Annotated in this window: 17 protein-coding genes; 9 read left to right on the forward strand and 8 right to left on the reverse strand. The window is 71.5% G+C overall.

Translation table 11 applies throughout. From position 1 onward, the window contains the following. The first annotated feature begins 31 nt into the window (after window positions 1-31). The gene (locus ABTY62_RS14950; RefSeq protein ID WP_352129808.1) at window positions 32-1102 is read left to right on the forward strand and encodes an SIS domain-containing protein; all 1071 of its coding nucleotides are present in this window, start codon (window positions 32-34) and stop codon (window positions 1100-1102) included. Between the two features lie 497 nt (window positions 1103-1599). After that, entirely contained in the window at window positions 1600-3069 is a 1470-nt protein-coding gene (locus ABTY62_RS14955; protein ID WP_352129938.1) for a sensor histidine kinase, read from the forward strand. 195 nt (window positions 3070-3264) lie between these two features. On the opposite strand, the gene ABTY62_RS14960 is transcribed toward ABTY62_RS14955, so the two are convergent. Then, complete coding sequence (locus tag ABTY62_RS14960) at window positions 3265-3522, reverse strand: WhiB family transcriptional regulator (RefSeq protein ID WP_003953983.1); 258 nt, start codon at window positions 3520-3522, stop codon at window positions 3265-3267. Window positions 3523-3840: 318 nt separating this feature from the next. After that, window positions 3841-4809, reverse strand: coding sequence for a diacylglycerol/lipid kinase family protein (locus ABTY62_RS14965; RefSeq protein WP_311729804.1), 969 nt, complete (start codon window positions 4807-4809; stop codon window positions 3841-3843). A gap of 150 nt (window positions 4810-4959) precedes the next feature. Between ABTY62_RS14965 and ABTY62_RS14970 the strand changes: the two genes are divergently transcribed. Then, window positions 4960-5436 carry a hypothetical protein gene (locus ABTY62_RS14970; protein WP_502997465.1) on the forward strand — a complete coding sequence of 159 codons (477 nt, stop codon included), beginning with the start codon at window positions 4960-4962 and terminating at the stop codon, window positions 5434-5436. 24 nt (window positions 5437-5460) lie between these two features. Here ABTY62_RS14970 and ABTY62_RS14975 read toward each other — a convergent pair whose 3' ends face one another. The 3 genes from ABTY62_RS14975 to ABTY62_RS14985 form a co-directional block, all read right to left on the reverse strand. Beyond that, the gene (locus ABTY62_RS14975) at window positions 5461-6345 is read right to left on the reverse strand and encodes an RNA polymerase sigma factor SigF (RefSeq protein WP_502997466.1); all 885 of its coding nucleotides are present in this window, start codon (window positions 6343-6345) and stop codon (window positions 5461-5463) included. Window positions 6346-6385: 40 nt separating this feature from the next. Continuing rightward, on the reverse strand, window positions 6386-6799 hold the full coding sequence (locus tag ABTY62_RS14980; protein ID WP_089511125.1) for an ATP-binding protein: 414 nt from the start codon (window positions 6797-6799) through the stop codon (window positions 6386-6388). A gap of 383 nt (window positions 6800-7182) precedes the next feature. Next, entirely contained in the window at window positions 7183-7443 is a 261-nt protein-coding gene (locus tag ABTY62_RS14985; RefSeq protein WP_352129810.1) for a UBP-type zinc finger domain-containing protein, read from the reverse strand. Window positions 7444-7487: 44 nt separating this feature from the next. On the opposite strand from ABTY62_RS14985, the gene ABTY62_RS14990 reads away from it, so the two are divergent. Continuing rightward, complete coding sequence (locus ABTY62_RS14990; protein WP_352129811.1) at window positions 7488-9092, forward strand: Na+/H+ antiporter; 1605 nt, start codon at window positions 7488-7490, stop codon at window positions 9090-9092. Between the two features lie 31 nt (window positions 9093-9123). On the opposite strand, the gene ABTY62_RS14995 is transcribed toward ABTY62_RS14990, so the two are convergent. Then, on the reverse strand, window positions 9124-9714 hold the full coding sequence (locus ABTY62_RS14995; RefSeq protein WP_352129812.1) for an N-acetylmuramoyl-L-alanine amidase: 591 nt from the start codon (window positions 9712-9714) through the stop codon (window positions 9124-9126). Window positions 9715-9880: 166 nt separating this feature from the next. Here ABTY62_RS14995 and ABTY62_RS15000 point away from each other — a divergent pair, with 166 nt between their 5' ends. The 3 genes from ABTY62_RS15000 to ABTY62_RS15010 all read left to right on the forward strand — a co-directional run bounded on the left by ABTY62_RS15000 (window position 9881) and on the right by ABTY62_RS15010 (window position 11862). After that, a complete protein-coding gene (locus tag ABTY62_RS15000) occupies window positions 9881-10792 on the forward strand; it encodes a glutaminase (RefSeq protein WP_352129940.1) in 912 nt (303 codons plus the stop codon). A gap of 78 nt (window positions 10793-10870) precedes the next feature. Continuing rightward, complete coding sequence (locus tag ABTY62_RS15005; protein WP_311729809.1) at window positions 10871-11095, forward strand: hypothetical protein; 225 nt, start codon at window positions 10871-10873, stop codon at window positions 11093-11095. After that, window positions 11092-11862, forward strand: a complete 771-nt coding sequence (locus ABTY62_RS15010) for a DUF6597 domain-containing transcriptional factor (RefSeq protein WP_352129813.1) — start codon at window positions 11092-11094, stop codon at window positions 11860-11862. The genes ABTY62_RS15005 and ABTY62_RS15010 overlap by 4 nt, the downstream gene beginning before the upstream one ends. A 48-nt stretch (window positions 11863-11910) precedes the next feature. Here ABTY62_RS15010 and ABTY62_RS15015 read toward each other — a convergent pair whose 3' ends face one another. Together ABTY62_RS15015 and ABTY62_RS15020 are read right to left on the reverse strand one after the other, a co-directional pair. Then, entirely contained in the window at window positions 11911-12315 is a 405-nt protein-coding gene (locus ABTY62_RS15015) for a VOC family protein (protein WP_352129814.1), read from the reverse strand. 68 nt (window positions 12316-12383) lie between these two features. Beyond that, window positions 12384-13340 (reverse strand): beta-ketoacyl-ACP synthase III, encoded by a 957-nt coding sequence (locus tag ABTY62_RS15020; protein ID WP_352129815.1) that lies wholly within the window; start codon window positions 13338-13340, stop codon window positions 12384-12386. A gap of 326 nt (window positions 13341-13666) precedes the next feature. Between ABTY62_RS15020 and ABTY62_RS15025 the strand changes: the two genes are divergently transcribed. Beyond that, a complete protein-coding gene (locus ABTY62_RS15025) occupies window positions 13667-14830 on the forward strand; it encodes a DUF2330 domain-containing protein (RefSeq protein ID WP_352129941.1) in 1164 nt (387 codons plus the stop codon). A gap of 137 nt (window positions 14831-14967) precedes the next feature. After that, window positions 14968-15360 carry an STAS domain-containing protein gene (locus tag ABTY62_RS15030; RefSeq protein WP_311729813.1) on the forward strand — a complete coding sequence of 131 codons (393 nt, stop codon included), beginning with the start codon at window positions 14968-14970 and terminating at the stop codon, window positions 15358-15360. Window positions 15361-15426: the final 66 nt, after the last annotated feature.

The following is a 15426-nucleotide window of genomic DNA, read 5'->3' on the forward strand; positions in this document are numbered from 1 at the left end:
GGCACAGCACAGCAAACTGGAGGCACCCAGCATGTCCGCCACGACTCCGGCCCAGCACAGCGACCAGCCGGGCCGGATCATGTCCGGGGAGATGGCCGAGCAGCCCGCGGTGCTGCGTCGGATCCTCGACGAGGGCGCGCCCCGCATCCGCGAGATCGCCGAGCGGATCGCCGCGCGCGACCCGCGCTTCGTGCTCCTCACCGCGCGGGGCACGTCCGACAACGCGGCGCTGTACGCGAAGTATCTGCTCGAGGTCCTGCTGGGCAAGCCGTGCGGCCTCACCTCCATGTCCACCACCACCGCGTACGGGGCCGAGCAGGACCTGACCGACGTACTGGTGATCACGGTCAGCCAGTCCGGCGGCTCCCCGGACCTGGTCGCCTCCACCAAGGCCGCCCGCGAGGCCGGCGCGATCACCCTCGCTGTCACCAACAACCCCGACTCCCCGCTGGCCGCCGTCTCCGAGTTCCACATCGACGTGCTGGCCGGCCCGGAGAACGCGCTCCCCGCGACCAAGACCTACACCGCCGAACTGCTCGCCCTCTACCTCTTCGTCGAGGGCCTGCGCGGCGGCGACGGCGCGGCCGCCAAGGTCCTCCCCGAGCTGGCCCAGCAGATCCTGGACCGGGGGGACGAGGTGAAGCAGCTCGCCGGCCGCTACCGCTTCGCCGAGCGCATGGTGATCACCTCCCGCGGCTACGGCTACCCGACCGCGAAGGAGGCCGCGCTGAAGCTGATGGAGACCAGCTACATCCCCGCGCTGTCCTACTCGGGCGCCGATCTGCTGCACGGCCCGCTCGCCATGGTCGACAACATCTCGCCGGTGATCGCGATCGTCACCGACGGCAAGGGCGGCCAGGCGCTTCAGCCGGTCCTGGAGCGGCTGCGCGGCCGCGGCGCGGACCTGGTCGTGATCGGCGCCCAGTCGGAGGTCGACCGCGCGTCGGCGGGCTTCGCCCTGCCCACGGAGGGGGTGGCCGAGGAGGTCCAGCCGATCCTGGAGATCCTGCCGCTCCAGCTGCTCGCGTACGAGGTGACGATCGCCCGAGGCCAGGACCCGGACGCGCCGCGCGCCCTGGCGAAGGTCACCGAGACCCGCTGAACGACGCCGCCGGTCGGAGGCCGATCAGGGCTTGGCCCCGCCCCGCGCGCTCGCGAAAGGTGACCGAGACCCGCTGAGTCACCGCATACGGGCCGCCACCCCCCACCGGCTCCCGCGCCTCCCCGCGAGGCGCGGGAGCCATCCGTTTCGGAGCGGGGGAGCCCCTGGACTCTCGGGGTCTGGGGCGGAGCCCCAGTTGAGGGAAGGGGCGGGGTGGGGAAAGGACCCCCCAAAACCACCCGCGGGCCGCGGCGCCAAAGCGGGACCCTCAGCCCGCCCGGCACCGCAGCCCGGAGTTGCATCGGCCGCAGCGGGCCGACCTGAGGCGCCCGGAGCGGTCAGGGCAGAGCGCCCCGCGTGCCTCGATCCACCCTCCTGTGCGGGGAGAGTGGAAGATCGTAGTGGGGCCCATTCTGGACTAGACCAGTCTTGCCTGTCCACGGCTCTGCGCGGAAAGGCTGAATCCGCCGTCCGGGTAGGCTCACAGCGTGCCCTCCATGAACGACCTCGTACGCGAGCACACCGCACTCGGCGACACCGACCTCGAGTGGCTCCACCTGCTGGTATCGGAGTGGCAGCTGCTCTCCGACCTGTCCTTCGCCGATCTCGTCCTGTGGGTCCCCACCCGCGACGGCACCCGCTATGTGTCGGTGGCGCAGATGCGCCCGAACACCGGCCCCACCTCCTACCAGGACGACATGGTCGGCCATCTCGCCCCGCGCGGCCGCCGCCCGATGCTCGACGCCGCCCTCGACGAGGGCCGGATCGTCCGGGAGGGCGACCCGGAGTGGCGGGAGGAGGTTCCGGTCCGGGTCGAGTCCATCCCGGTCCGCCGGGAGGGCCGGGTGCTCGGGGTGATCGCCCGCAACACCAATCTGCTGACCGTACGGACCCCCAGCCGGCTGGAGCTCACCTACCTCCAGAGCGCCTCCGACCTCGCTCAGATGATCGCCGCAGGATCGTTTCCCTTCCCCGAGCAGCAGGTCGACATGGACGCCTCGCCCCGCGCGGGCGACGGGCTGATCCGGCTCGACGCGGACGGCGTCGTCCAGTACGCCAGCCCCAACGCCCTGTCCGCCTACCACCGCCTGGGCCTGGCCGCCGACCTGGTCGGCCACCACCTCGGCCAGACCACCGCCGAACTCGCCCCGGTACGCGGCCCGGTGGACGAGGCGCTGGTCAAGCTGGCCAGCGGCTGGGCGCCGCGCGAGTTCGAGGTGGAGGGCGACGAAGGCGTCATCCAGCTGCGGGCCATCCCACTCAAGCCCAAGGGCGTCCACATCGGTTCGCTCGTCCTCCTCAGGGACGTCACCGAGCTGCGCCGCCGCGAGCGCGAGTTGATCACCAAGGACGCCACCATCCGGGAGATCCACCACCGGGTGAAGAACAACCTCCAGACCGTGGCCGCCCTGTTGCGCCTCCAGGCCCGCCGGATGGACTCCGACCAGGGGCGGGAGGCGCTCAACGAGGCGGTGCGCCGGGTCGGCTCGATCGCGATCGTGCACGAGACACTGTCCCAGAACCTGGACGAGCGGGTCGAGTTCGACGAGATCGCCGACCGGGTGCTGGCCATGGTCGCCGAGATATCCCCGGGCAAGGTCACCGGCCATCGCACCGGCCGGTTCGGCATCCTGGACGCCGAGGTCGCCACCCCGCTGTCCATGGTGCTGACCGAGGTGCTCCAGAACGCGCTGGAGCACGGCTTCGGGCCGGGGGAGCTGGGCACGGTCGAGGTCTCGGCGGTGCGCAGCGGCACCGGCGCGGACGGGCGGCTGATGGTCACCGTCGAGGACGACGGGCGCGGGCTGCCGGAGGGGTTCGACCCGCAGCGGGCGGGCAACCTGGGCCTTCAGATCGTACGGACGCTGGTGGAGGGGGAGCTGGGCGGGACGTTCGACATGGTGCCCGCGCCCGAGCGCGGCACCCGGGTGGTCCTGGACATCCCGGTGCGGGCCGAGAAGCACTGACCCGGCGCCGGTCGCGCCGGTCGCGCCGGGCGGAATTCCCGGTGAGACCTTCAGCACACGCTCACATTCTGAGCACAGCACTGAGCCGCACAGCACTGAGCCCCGGACCGTTTCCGGTCCGGGGCTCAAAGCTCACGTTGCTGTGCGCATCGGGGTTACTGCGCGCTGCGGCTCGGGGGCCACGGGGTGTGGGCGTCAGGCGCTGGCGTTGCGTGCCCGGTTGCGAGCGGCACGGCGCTTCATTGCGCGGCGCTCGTCCTCGCTGAGTCCACCCCAGACGCCGGAGTCCTGGCCGGACTCAAGCGCCCACTGCAGGCACTGCTCCATGACGGGGCAGCGGCGGCAGACGGCCTTGGCTTCCTCGATCTGCAGCAGCGCAGGACCGGTGTTGCCGATGGGGAAGAACAGCTCGGGGTCTTCCTCGCGGCAAACGGCGTTGTGACGCCAGTCCATGGCTGCTCCATCTCCTCGTGTTGCGGAAAAGTTGCTTGTGAATGTGAACGCTTTCACGAACCCCTCGACAAGGGTAGGGACATCAACCAGTTGGGGCTGGTGCGGTCCCGTGGAATGAGGAGGGGGATTCGGGCTCTCAAGGGGGCCTTCTGGAGGCCGTCCCGATCGCCAAGAAGAGACTCGCAAACCTCGGCGGCGGATACAACCCCTTCCGGAAAGTTTTTTTTGATTCCTTGGTGTCGGCTCTGTCACAGCCCTACTTCCGGGGGGTGGAAGCCAGGCTAAACGTTCGACTGGAAGGACTTTTTGCGGTCTCACTCACACAATCACACGCAGTGCACGGCGTACGCCTGTGAACGTCACGCTCGTACGCAGTCCCAGATGGTCACCGTCCATCTGAAACGGCAGTGGCGCCTGCGATTGCAAGGTGAAGTCCGTCAGGTCGTGCAGTGAGACCGCGTGCTTGCCGCGGGGCCCCCGTTCGGGGCTGGAAGTCAGCAGCTGGGTCACATAGCGGGTGGCCGCCGGCGTGGACAGTTTGGAGAGTCCGAGCACGTCAAGAGCGGTGTCGAAGGACGCGTCCGGCAGGGCGTAGATCGGGCGGTTGCCCAGATACGTCCACGGGACGGTGTTGCAGACTATGGACACCACGAGCCCCTCGACGGGGTCCTCGTCCGGGCGCTTGAGGGTGATGGTCCCCTCGCGGCGGTGCGGGTCGCCGAGGAACTGCCGCGCAACCTGACGTATATAGAGCGCGTGTGTTGACCGCTTGCCGCGTTCGCGCTGTTGTTCGACGCGGCCGATGACGCCCGCGTCGAAGCCGAAGCCCGCGCAGAAGGTGAACCACCGGGCCGGCACCGACTCGTCCGCGGTGCCCGGGGTGCCCGCGGCGAGGCCGAGGCCCACGGTGCGCTCGGTGCCGTCCCGCAGCGCGTCCAGCAGGGCGCCGGTCGCCTCCACGACGTCGTTGGGCAGACCGAGGGCGCGGGCGAAGACATTGGTGGAGCCGCCGGGCACGACGGCCAGGCGGGGCAGCGCGTCCGGGTCGGGGCCACTGTGCAGCAGCCCGTTGACCACCTCGTTGACCGTGCCGTCGCCCCCGAGGGCGACGACCAGCTCGTGTGTGCCCCCCTCCGCGGCCTGCCGGGCCAGGTCGCGGGCGTGTCCCCGGTACTCCGTGGTCGCGACGTCCAGCTTCAGGTCGCTGGCGAGCGCGTGGATCAGGACGTCGCGAGTGCGGGCACTGGTGGTGGTTGCTGCCGGGTTGACCACGATGAGTGCGCGCATGCGCAGCAGCCTACCCACTGATGATGAACCGCCCGCAATCCCGGGCCCGCCCCGGCCGGAGCGGGCGGCGGCTAGGCTGCGGGGGTGAGCAGTAAGAAGTCCGCATCTGCCAAGACCTCCGCCAAGAAGGCCAGGCCCGCGAAGACGGCGATGCCGACGCCGAAGGCGACGACGGCCCCGAAGCCGACCACGGCCAGGGCGACCACGCAGGCCCCCGCCGACGCGGCCCCGTCCGGCCCCCGCCCGACGCGGCTGACCGCGGCCGCGGTGCTCGCCGCGGCCGAGGCCGTGGTGCTGGTCGGCCTGGGGGTGTATGTGCTGATCATGGGGGTGACCGGGGATCCGGACAGCCCGCAGCAGGCCGAGATGCTCGGGGTGACCGTGCTGGCGCTGGCCCTGCTGCCGCTGGCCGCCGCCCGCGGGCTGTGGCTGCGCCGGCGGTGGAGCCGCGGGCCCGCGATGATCACTCAGCTCATGGCGCTGCCCGTGGCCTGGACGCTGGTGCAGAACGGCGGCGGGCTGATCGCCGTCGGGGTGGCCACCGCCCTCGCGGCGTTTGCCGTGCTGGCACTGCTGATCAACCCGACGGCGACGGAAGCGCTGGGCATCGGCCCGCGCGACGCCTGACGCCCGTTACTCCCCTTGCTCCCCTTACTCCTCCACCAGCAACCGCTCCCGCAGCTGGGCGAGGGTGCGCGCCAGCAGCCGCGAGACATGCATCTGCGAGATGCCGACCTCCTGCGCGATCTGCGACTGGGTCATATTGCCGAAGAAGCGCAGCAGCAGGATCTTCTTCTCGCGCGGCGGCAGATCCTCCAGCAGCGGCTTGAGCGACTCGCGGTACTCGACGCCCTCCAGCGCCTCGTCCTCCGCGCCGAGGGTGTCCGCGACCGCCGGGGACTCGTCGTCCGTGTCCGGCACGTCCAGGGAGAGCGTGCTGTACGCGTTGGCCGACTCCAGGCCCTCCAGCACCTCTTCCTCGGAGATGCTCAGATGCTCGGCCAGCTCATGGACCGTGGGGGCGCGGCCGTGTCGCTGGGAGAGCTCGGCGGTGGCCGTGGTCAGCGAGAGCCGCAGCTCCTGAAGCCTGCGCGGCACCCGCACCGCCCAGCCCTTGTCGCGGAAGTGCCGCTTGATCTCGCCGACGACCGTCGGCGTCGCGTACGTCGAGAACTCGACACCGCGGTCCGGGTCGAACCGGTCCACGGACTTGATCAACCCGATGGTGGCGACCTGGGTGAGGTCGTCCAGCGGCTCGCCGCGGTTGCGGAAGCGCCGCGCCAGATGCTCCACCAGCGGCAGATGCATCCGCACGAGGGTGTTGCGCAGCTCGGCGCGCTCCTCGGAGCCCTCCGGGAGCCCGCGCAGCACGACGAACATCGCCCGCGCTCCGCTGCGGTCATGCGGATCGGGCCGTTCGTGCCGCTCGTGCTGATGCTGATCCATGTGGTCCGCCCGCTCTGGTCGGTCTCCTGCCGCCTCCGGGTCCGCGGGATGCGGCTGGGCCGGCGGGTGCGGGATGGCCGGGGTACGCACTCCCCGCGATGATGCGGTGCTCACGGAGCCCCCCTTTCCTTCACGGCTGTCCGGGGCCGGCGCCGCGCTCCTTGTACAGGCTGATACTGACCGTGCGGTCCTCGGCCACGGTCGAGTCGACCTTGCCCGCGAGCGCGGAGAGCACTGTCCAGGCGAAGGTGTCGCGCTCGGGGGCGCGCCCGTCGGTGGTCGGAGCCGAGACGGTCACCTGAAGTGCGTCGTCGATCAGGCGGAAGACGCAGCTCAGCACACTGCCGGGCACGGCTTGCTGGAGCAGGATCGCGCACGCTTCGTCGACGGCGATGCGCAGATCCTCGATCTCGTCGAGGGTGAAGTCCAAGCGGGCTGCGAGGCCGGCCGTGGCCGTCCGCAGCACCGACAGGTAGGCACCCTCAGCGGGCAGCCGGACTTCTACGAAGTCCTGGGTCCCGGGCTCGCCTGCGATCTGGGACACCCTCACCTCCAAGGTGACACAAGCTGATTGAGCTGAGCTGATTGGAGCGCCGGTCGTGAGCCCTTATGGTGGAGGGGGAAACGGACCGGCGCGGCACGTGGTTCGGCTGCGACGCTATCGCGATCTGCGGCTCGGTGTCGCCCGGACGAAGCACGGCCCCCGTCATGGGTGAACGCCGACCCGAAGGTCCTCGATATCACTCATAGTAAGCACATGAGTACGCACAGTGGCTAGAGGTTTGCGGCCTCAATTCGAAAGAGATGTCGCCCCGTTGAAGGAACCGCAGGTGACATGGCTCCTTTCCCCTCCTCTCCCCGCTGAAGGCGTCGCTGTTCGGATCATGTGGTGAAGGCTAGCGGGCCACACCGTCCATGGGGCAGTCCTTAGAGGATCATGTGGTCCACATAGCACCAGCGCCAGCTCTCGCCGGGCTCGAAACTGCGCATCACCGGGTGTCCGGTCTCCTTGTGGTGCTCGGTGGCGTGCTGGAACGGCGACGAGTCGCAGCAGCCGACGTGGCCGCAGGTCAGGCACAGCCGCAACTGCACCGGATGGCTGTCGACGGCCAGGCACTCCCGGCAGGTGTCGTACCTCGGCTCCGGCTCGGGCACCGGCAGCTCGGGAACATGCGGACACTCGTTCATGATTGCCAGACTAAACCGACAAGACGAGCGGGACGGGCTGGCTGATGGACGTATTTCCCCTGTTGATGCTGGTGGCGGGCAGCGCGGCCGTGGCGGGCGCGGCCCGCCGCACACCCGTGCCCGCGCCACTGCTGCTGGTCGCCGCCGGGCTCATCGCCTCGTATGTGCCCGGGGTCCCCGAGTACGCGCTCGACCCGCATATCGTGCTGCCCCTCGTGCTGCCGCCCCTGCTGCACATGGCGGCGTTCGAAAGCTCGTATCTGGACCTGCGCGCCAATATCCGCCCCGTCGCGCTGCTCTCGATCGGGTATGTGCTCTTCGCGACCGTCGCGGTCGGCTGGATCACCTATCTCCTGGTGCCCGACCTGCCGCTGACCGCCGCCCTCGTCCTCGGCGCGGTCATCGCCCCGCCCGACGCGGTCGCGGCGACGGCCATCGCCCGGAAGGTCGGCCTGCCCTCCCGGCTGACCACCGTCCTCCAGGGCGAGTCCCTGGTCAACGACGCGACCGCGATCACCGCCTACAAGGTGGCGCTGGCCGCGGCGGTGGGCGAGGGGGCCACCTGGGCGGGCGGCCTCAAGGAATTCGCCCTCGCGGCCGTCGGCGGCGTCGGGGTCGGGCTGATCCTGATGGTGCCGCTGCACTGGCTGCGCACCCGGCTGCGGGATCCGCTGCTCCAGAACACCCTCTCGCTGCTCATCCCCTTCGTCGCCTACGCGGCGGCCGAGCAGGTCCATGCCTCGGGTGTGCTGGCGGTCGTCGTGGTCGGCCTCTACCTGGGGCACCGGTCCTGGCAGGTGGACTTCGCCACCAGGCTCCAGGAGTCGGCGGTGTGGAAGATGATCACCTTCATCCTGGAGTCCGTGGTGTTCGCGCTGATCGGGCTCCAGCTGCCGGTCGTGGTGCGCGACCTGGGCGAGTACGGGCCCTTCGAAGCCGGCTGGTACGCGGCCATGCTCCTCCTCGTGGTCGTGTGCGCGCGGTTCGTCTGGGTCTTCCCCGCGACCTTCCTGCCCCGCGCGCTCTCCAAGCGGATCCGCGAGCGGGAGCCGGAGACCGACTGGACCGCGCCGGTCATCGTCGGCTGGGCCGGGATGCGCGGCGTGGTCTCGCTGGCCATCGCCTTCTCCATCCCGCTCACCGTGCACGGCGGACACCCCTTCCCGGCCCGTAACCTCGTCCTCTTCCTGACCTTCACGACCGTCATCGGCACCCTCATCCTCCAGGGGCTCACCCTGCCCGCGCTGATCCGCGTGCTGCCGCTGCCCGGCCGCGACGTCCAGGCCCAGACCCTGGTGGAGGCCCAGGCCCAGAACGACGCGTCGAGGGCGGCCGAGCGCCGCCTCGACGAGCTCCTCGCCGACGAGCGCAACGCCCTGCCCCAGCCGCTCGCCGACCGGCTGCGCACGGTGCTGGAGAGACGCCGCAACGCGGTGTGGGAGCGGCTCGGGGCGGTGAACGCGGTGACGGGGGAGTCGGCCGACGACACGTACCGCAGGCTCGCCCGAGAGGTGATCAGCGCCGAGCGCGCGGTGTTCGTGGAGCTCCGCGACGCCCGGCGGATCGACGACGAGATGCTGCGGACCCTGCTGCGCAGGCTGGACCTGGAGGAGGCGGCGGCCTACCGCGAGGAGAGCGAGGACGGCTAGCCGGCGCCCGGACTCCGGGCAGGGCGCGGGGTCACTTCAGGCGGTCGCGGACGCGGGCGCGCATCGCGTCCATGGTGAAGCCGCGCGGGTCCGTCTTGCCCGGCTGCCATTCGAGATGGCCGATCACCGAGCGCTCGGTCCAGCCGTGATGGCGGCAGATCGCCGCCGCGGCCCGCTCGATCGCCGCCAGTTGCTCCTCCGGCCAGGGATCCTTTCCGTCCCCGAGGTTTTCGCATTCGAAGCCGTAGAAGCAGCGATTGCCGTCGGTGTTCGCCTCGTTGTCCGGGGGCAGGGCCTTCTCGGCGATCACGGCGCGCAGCACCTCGTCGTCGCCGAGCCCCGCGTGGTTGGCGCGGCCGTAGCCCACCAGGTGTACGGCGCCGTCCTTGGCGATCACGCCGTGGCACAGCGGGCCGGGCAGCGAGTCGAAGCCGTCCCGGCAGATCCGCACGGTGAGGTCGGTGCCGGAGGTGACCGTGTGGTGGATCATCACGCCGTGCACCTCGCCCCAGGGTCCCTTGTGGTTTCTGTTGTGGTGGCGCCAGTCGCCGACCTGCACCACACGCAGGCCCTCGCGCTCCAGAGCCGACAAAAAGTCCCCTGCGGACATGGGTGAGGCCATGGCCGCCTCCGTTCGCGTCGTGCGGGGCCGCCCCTCGCGGCCCGACTGTCACCCCGTGCATACCCACGAAAACGCTCGGTGACGAGTCCTGGTGCAAACGATGTGAAGCACTCCGGTTATCGTGCGTTCCGAGCCGCTCGACGACGCGCAGGAGTACCACGGAACCATGGACTACCAGGGACTTCTCGACGAGGTCGCGGCCCACGTCGCACCGCAGATCGGCCAGGGCGAGGTGGCCCAGTACATCCCCGCGCTGGCCTCGGTGGACCCGCGCCGGTTCGGCATCGCCGTAGCGGACGTGGACGGCACGGTGACCGGGGTCGGCGACTGGGAGGTCCCGTTCTCGGTGCAGAGCATCTCCAAGGCGTTCAGCCTCGCGCTCGTCCTCGAACAGGACGGCGAGCGGATCTGGCGGCGGGTCGGCCGGGAGCCGTCCGGCAACCCCTTCAACTCCCTGGTGCAGCTGGAGTACGAGAACGGCATCCCGCGCAATCCGTTCATCAACGCCGGCGCCCTGGTCGTCACCGACCGGCTCCAGACCCTGACCGGCGACGCCAGCACCACCATGCTGGAGTTCCTGCGCGCCGAGAGCGACAACCCCGGGCTCGCCTTCGACCAGTCCGTCGCCGCCTCCGAGTCCGAGCACGGCGACCGCAACGCCGCCCTCGCGCACTTCATGGCGAGCTACGGCAATCTCGACAACCCGGTCCCCACGGTCCTCGAGCACTACTTCTGGCAGTGCTCGATCGAGATCAGTTGCCGCGACCTGGCCTTGGCCGGCGGCTTCCTGGCCCGGCACGGGCTGCGTGCGGACGGCTCCCGGCTGCTGTCGCCGCGCCAGGCGAAGCGGATCAACGCGGTCATGCTCACCTGCGGCACGTACGACGCGGCGGGCGACTTCGCCTACCGCGTCGGCCTGCCCGGCAAGAGCGGCGTCGGCGGCGGCATCCTCGCGGTGATACCGGGCCGCTGCACGCTGTGCGTCTGGAGCCCCGGGCTCGACGCCCGCGGCAACTCGGTGGCCGGAATGGCGGCGCTCGACCACTTCACGACGCTGACCGGCTGGTCGGTGTTCTAGCCGGGGTTTCGGGCACGCGGACCCCGGTGGCGTTCGGCCGGGGCGGGCGGGACCATGGAGGGAGCAGGAGGTGTACGCATGCAGCACGAGATGCGCGCCGAATACGAGGAGGGCAGCTCGGGGCGGGTGGCCGGCGCGCCGGTCAAGATCTGGCACATGGTGCGCGGCATCGGCACGACCGCGATGTGCGGACGCGAGCTGAACCCGGACGCGGAGACGCAGTCGGCGGAGGTCTGGGCCACGGACGACTCGGTGCCTTTCTGCCATTCTTGTGGCGCTATGTATCTGCGCGAGGTGCCTTGAGCGAGGTGCCGTACCAGGAGTGGCGATCAGGGCTGCTGGGCGGCAGGGCGGTGGTGTGGTCCCGTACGGCCGGGGCCGGGCCGCAGCGTGTGCTGCCGGACGGCTGCACCGACCTGATCTGGAGCCATGGCGACCCGGCCGCCCCCGCCGGGGAGCTGTTCGTAGCCGGGCCCGACACCCGGGCGCACCTCGCGGAGGCCACCCCGGGCACCGGCTGGGTCGGGCTGCGGTTCGCGCCCGGCACGGGTCCGGCCGTGCTCGGTGTGCCCGCGTACGAACTGAAGGACCAGCGGGTGCCGTTGGCGGCGCTGTGGCCGGGCGCCGAGGTGCGGCGGCTCGCCGAGCGGCTGGCGGAGGAGGCGGGCCGGGCCGGTACGGGGCGGAACGGCGCGGGCCGGGGCGGTGCGGGCCAGGGCGGCGCGGGCCGGGCGCTGGAGGCCGTGGCGCTGGACCGGCTGCGCGGCGCCGAGCCGCCCGACCCGGCGGTCGGCGCGGTCGTGGCGGGGCTCTCCGGCGGCCGGACGGTCGCGGAGGTCGCCGCCGAGGTGGGCCTGGGGGAGCGGCAGCTGCACCGGCGGTCGCTCGCGGCGTTCGGCTACGGCCCCAAGACCCTGGCCCGGGTCCTGCGGCTGAACCGCGCGCTGGACGCGGCGCGGGCGGGGACGGCCTTCGCCGAGATCGCGGCCGTCACCGGCTACGCCGACCAGGCCCACCTCGCCCGCGAGGTCAGGGCGCTGACCGGGGTGCCGCTGAGCCGGCTGCTGTAGCCCCGGCCCGCGTCAGTGCCCGCGTCAGTGCCCGCGCCCGCGCCCCGGTCAGTCGGTGGCCAGGGGCGCGAACAGGTCGACGCCATTCCCGTCCGGGTCGAGGACGGTGGCGTACCGCTGGCCCCAGAACGCGTCCCACGGCTCCCGGTGCCCGCGCCCGGCGCCCGACTCGACGAGCTCGGCGTACGTCTTGTCCACGTCCGCCGGGCTGTCGCAGAGGAAGGCCAGGCCGATGCGCCCGGACCCGCTCGGCGACGGAGTCCAGTCGGGGTCGAAGGAGCGGACCACCTCGACGGTGTCCCACAGCAGGCGCAGCCCGCCCGGCAGGGTGGCCTCGACATGCGGATGGGTATCGGCGTCGGCGGGGATGTTTACGCCGAGCCGACGATAGAAGGCGAGCGAGGCGGCCAGGTCGGTCGCGACCAGGCCGACCGCGTCAAATCGTGCTGTCATGCGGGCAGCGTAGGCACCGGGCCGGTACCCGGTCTTGAACGAATCGGACACCGCCCGGCGGCGCGCCCTTACGGGCAGCGGATGACCTGGCCCGCGTACGAGAGATTGCCGCCGAAGGCGAAGAGCAGCACCGGTGCGCCCGGCTCGATCTCCCCCCGCTCGACCAGCTTGGACAGCGCCAGCGGCACGCTGGCCGCCGAGGTGTTGCCGGACTCGACGACATCACGCGCGATGACCGCGTTCGTCGCGCCGAGCTTGCGGGCGACCGGCTCGATGATCCGCAGATTGGCCTGGTGCAGCACCACCCCGGCCAGCTCCTCGGGGGTGACCCCGGCCCGCGCGCACACCTCGCGCGCGATGGGCGGCAGCTGGGTGGTGGCCCAGCGGTAGACGGTCTGGCCCTCCTGGGAGAAGCGGGGCGGGGTGCCCTCAATGCGCACCGCGCGGCCCATCTCGGGCACCGAGCCCCAGACGACCGGCCCGATCGCCCGGACACCGTCCGTGTACGTCGTGTCGTCGGCCACCACGACGGCGGCGCCCGCGCCGTCCCCGAGCAGCACACAGCTGGAGCGGTCGGTCCAGTCGGCCGCCTCGGTGAACTTGTCGGCCCCGATGACGAGGGCGGCGGTGGCCGACCCGGCCCGGATGGTGTGGTCGGCGGTGGCCAGGGCGTGGGTGAAGCCGGCGCACACCACGTTGAGGTCCAGGGTGGCGGGGGAGCCGAGACCGAGCCGGGCGGCGACCCGGGCCGCCATGTTGGGGCTGCGGTCGATCGCCGTGGACGTGGCGACGATCACAAGGTCGATGCGGGCGGGGGCGAGCCCGCTCGCGGCGAGGGCCTTGCCGGCCGCCGCGGCGGCCATCTCGTCCACCGTCTCGTCCGGGCGGGCGATGTGCCGGGTGCGGATCCCCACCCGGGTGCGGATCCATTCGTCGCTGGTGTCGACGATGGCCGCCAGGTCGTCGTTGGTGACCACCCTCGTGGGCTGGTAATGGCCGACGGCCGCTATGCGTGAACCCGTCATGCTGTCTAGCCCTTCGCCCGGGTGTCCATCCGGCCGCCGCCCGGATGTGCGGGTGAGCGGGGAGCCGGTCGGCTTGGTCGCCTTCAGTCTTGTGGGGGCGCGCGTCCACTGGACACGCCGGTACGTGCCAATCTTGCGCCCCGAGTTCTGGAGCTTACGGCCTTTCCAGCCGAGGAACCGGATCCCTCATGGCCGCCGTCTGAGGTCATGTCCGCCGGTAGGGCGGGGGAACGCGCGCATGGCGACATGCGGGCACGGTGTGATGCGGCACGGCGGAGCCGGGCGCCGCGAGCGGGGAGTACGGAGTGCGGTACGTCGGGGGACGGATGGCCTGGCCGGGGTGGCGGCGGACGTGGCTGGTGGTGCTGGCGCTGGTGACGTTCCAGCTCGGATCGCTGGTGTGGCCGGCGTACGCCTGCGGCTGCGGCGGGCTGGTGCCGGGCCGGAACACCACCATGGCGGTGGAGCGCGAGGCGTCGGTGGTGCGCTGGGACGGCCGCACCGAGGAGATCGTGATGAGCCTGACCGTGGGCGGCGACGCCCACGAGGCGGCCTGGATCATGCCGGTGCCGAACCGGGCGACGGTCCGGCTCGGGGACCGCGCCCTCTTCGACGAGGTGCGCGAGCTCACCGCGCCGGTGCGCCGGACGCGTCACTACTTCTGGCCGAGGCCGGGCGACTGGCCCTTCGACGACCGGAAGATCGAGTACGTGGGCGGGCCCCGGGAGGGCGCCGGGGCCGGCGCGCCCCCGCGCGTGGGCGTCGTCAGCCGTGAGCGGCTCGGCCCGTTCGACGTCGCCCGGCTCACCGCGACCGACCCGGACGCGCTGCGCGACTGGCTGGAGGCGCACGGATTCGAACTGCCCGACCGGCTGGCCGAGGGGCTGAAGCCGTATGTGCGCGCCAAGTGGGAGTACGTCGCGGTGCGCCTGGCGCCCGCGGTGGCCGGTGACAAGGGTGACGGCGCCAAGGAGGTGCTCGGCGGGACGCTCGACCCGCTGCGGCTCACCTTCGACTCGTCCCGCCTGGTCTATCCGATGCGGCTGTCGCGACTGGCGAAGACGCCACAGGCCCTGGAGCTGTATGTGCTGGCACCGCACCGCATGGAGCCGCGCGGCGACATCGGGGGCGGGGCGCCGCAGGTGACCTACGCCGGGTGGTTCACCCCCGGGCAGGCGCCGCTGGGGGAGCTGGCGGAGGTCGCGGGGCGGCGGATGTTCCTGACCGGCTTTCAGCAGTCGTTCGCGCGTCCGGAACTCATCGATGGGGACCATGAGTTCCGGCGCGCCGCGGAGGACACCACCTTTCAGCGCGTCACCTATGACCACCAGTTGCTGAGGGTGGGGGGCGTCCCCGCCTGGCTGCTGACCGTGGGCGGCGTCCTGCTGGCCCTGGTGGCCGCGGCGTTCTGGGCGCTGAAGGCCGGGCGCCGCAGGCGGGCGGAGCGCTACTGGGGGCCGGGAGGCCCGCCCGCGCCACGGCTCGGGTGACCCGGGCGGGGCGGTGTTCATGTGGTCGGCGCAAATACGCCAACGACACTTGCCGCCCCGTTCGTTGACTGGTGAGCGGATAGATGGGTATGTCATGTACTGACGTGGTCGCGCCTCCATCACCCCAAGGGGGCTTCATGTTTGACGATCGGCCCGCGTTCGGCGTGCGCGTGCGTGTGCTCGGCGGTGTCACGGTGGCGGAGGTCTCGGGCGAGCTGGACATCTTCGCCGCGGCGAGGATCTCCGCCCGGCTCGATTCCCTCACCCGCGCGGCCCGCCCGAACCTGGTGCTGGACCTGCGGATGGTGACCTTCCTGGACTGTGCCGGGGTGTCCCTGCTGTGCCGGTTGCGCAACCGCGTGCTGGAGCGCGGCGGGCGGCTGCGGCTGGTGATCGTCGACCCGCGGTTCACCCGGCTGCTGCGGATGGTCCGGCTCGATGAGGCCTTCGAGGTCGTGGACGACCTGGCCTTCGCGGTCGCGCGGTCGGGGGAGGTGAGCGCCGGAGGGAGCAGCGGCGCCATTGCGTAAGAGTGTGTCCGACCAAGTGTCAATAGTAAGAGCAGAAATTCACTCGCACGAGCGCATTTACTCCGG

Source organism: Streptomyces sp. NPDC097640 (assembly GCF_040302705.1).
Classification (GTDB): Bacteria; Actinomycetota; Actinomycetes; order Streptomycetales; family Streptomycetaceae; genus Streptomyces.